The organism is Peribacillus sp. P4_C12 (genome assembly GCF_056402095.1).
Map to the genome: position 1 here is coordinate 1 of NZ_JBFUIB010000564.1, position 2,252 is coordinate 2,252.

Consider the following 2,252-nt stretch of genomic DNA (forward strand, 5'->3'; position numbering starts at 1 on the left):
AAGTCTATCAGTTCAAAGGTACCAATGAAAAAGGAGTTGACCCCGTAAGGCCACCCCCTTGCAAACCGTTATTTTATTGTAAGCGTTACAGAATTATAGTTTTTCCCATTACCAAGTGGATTRTAGTTTTTCTCAATGTTTCCTGCGGCGTCCACAGTGAAATAATTGATGGTTGTTGTCTTTTCAATTTTTAATGTTTCTGCAAATTCACGGGTGCCGCTTAATTTAATTTTAGCTGATTGGAAGGTAGGGCGGCTGCCGTCAAGCGTATAATAAATGGTGGCTGGCTCACTTGTTTCAATCTTAACATCAACCGGACCTGTGTATTTACCGTTTCCAGGTGTAGCTTTTGAGGAAGGCGGCTGATGGTCTTTTGCACTGTTGTAGGCTACTTTAATTAAGCCAATCAACCCATTGGCAAATTCCATTGCTTCTTCATGACCTTCTACAAAGGCTGGCTGGAAACCAACTGCCTGCCATCTTTTTGTATCCTTATTCCATAAATCTGCCCCTACTTCGAAGTTCCAGGCATAAATCCCCTTTTCATACCATAGGTAGTCCGCAGAGTTACCTGCAGCAGAGTATAGTACGTCAGGAATTGGACCTGTACGGCTAGGTAGAATGGCCGTTCCGCGGTGGTCTTGAATATCATTTAAGATGTTATCAGAAGCTGCCCAGTAAAACGCTTCTTCACCAGCTGATGGGCGTGGCAGTGTTGTACGTTTTGAATCGTAAGCACCAGGGGACCACATGAAGTAGCCGCCATAACTATGAATATTCATTGCAAACTTAATATTTGGGTTTTTGTCAGCAAGCCAGACAAGGTTTCTTCCTTCAGGCTCAGAGTTTTCAGCTGGTCCAGCGTAAGTTTCTCCCGTACAACTTGTACCTCCGCCAATATAGCCATCAAAAACGGAACCAACAGAATGGTTGCGGTTAAGGTCAACTCCCCAATTATTACGGTACCCAGGGTCAGAGGCAGTGGGACCACAGTGATTGGTCATATTCTTACGCTGCATATTGTAATCATTGAAGCTGTAATTGGCACCATCAGGGTTTACTGAAGGTACAAGGAATATATCAAGATTATCGACAAGCTTTCTTGTCTCACTATCTTGACTATAGTTTCGCAGTAGTCTTTCCGCCGTTTCGATTGTTACGAGTGGGGTCACCCATTCACGGGCATGCTCCTGAGCATATCCAAGAACACCTGGTTTAGAACCGTCACGATGCTTGCCGATTCGGATCGCTTTTACTGTAAAAGGATCACGGGAAACGTCTGCCCCTGCTTTCAAGCCGTCAGTTAATATCGCAGCATTTGTAGTTGGTGCGACAACACCAGCACCAGTATTACCGCGGTATGTAGTCGCAGTGACAAGTTGGCTAGCATTCTCATTCAGTGCTTTAACCACTTGTGCGGCAGTACTTGTTGCCTTTCCTGACGAATCAGTAGCTAAATCTACTAAAATCTTGGTACCATCCACAGTCACTTTTAGTGGTGCATTATTGGTTCCCGGATTCTTGAATTCTACCGATACAACATTCCCGCCTTCATGCCCCCATGCTTTTGAGGAAACAACAACTGCGAGATTAGTCGTGCCGCCGATAGTTGCTTGGGCAAGACGTCTGTAACCATTTGTTTTATTTGGCATATCAATGATTTCTACCAAGTTCGGGAATTCTTTTGCAAGTTTTTCGGCACGTTCATATAATYCATTTGGTGCCATATAGTGGTCAACAAAATCCGTAACATAATCTGTTTTTGGATGTTTCGGCTCTTTCCCTAACCATTCAGTAATGGTGCTCGTAGCTGTTCCTCCAAGATTACTTTCAATTTTAACAGATGAAGGAATAGCGCTAACTGGTAGAAGCAAATAGTGATATAAATATTCACCGTAATCTACCAATCTAGAAAGTGTAGCAGATTTTTCTTCACCGTTCTCGGTCCAAGTTGCTTTAAGTGCTGTGCTAGCAGTCGCACCGGCGCTTGATTTCACTTCGAGATATAGGAAGGTGCCTGATTGATTGGTAAAATGGTTTGCCCTAAGGACTTTAAGTGTATCCTCGGAAGCTGCCAGACTGGCTTGCAGCTGGACAGTAGATTGCCGCTCTGCCACGCGTGTGCTCCATTGATTTTCGGTGATCAGGGTCTCTTTTACATTGATGCCAAAGGTCTTTAACATGGCAATTTCTGTTGGTGTGACAACGGCATCCACTTCATAGACTCCGTCGTGTGCTTCGATTCTGTGGGT

1 protein-coding gene is annotated in these 2,252 nt (G+C 44.2%); it reads right to left on the reverse strand.

Features of this window, described 5'->3' with window-relative positions:
* Positions 1-68: 68 nt before the first annotated feature.
* Positions 69-2,252, reverse strand: a 2,184-nt coding sequence (locus AC1DUW_RS26510; protein ID WP_477643892.1) for a M14 family metallopeptidase, incomplete at its 5' end; no start/stop codon positions are given.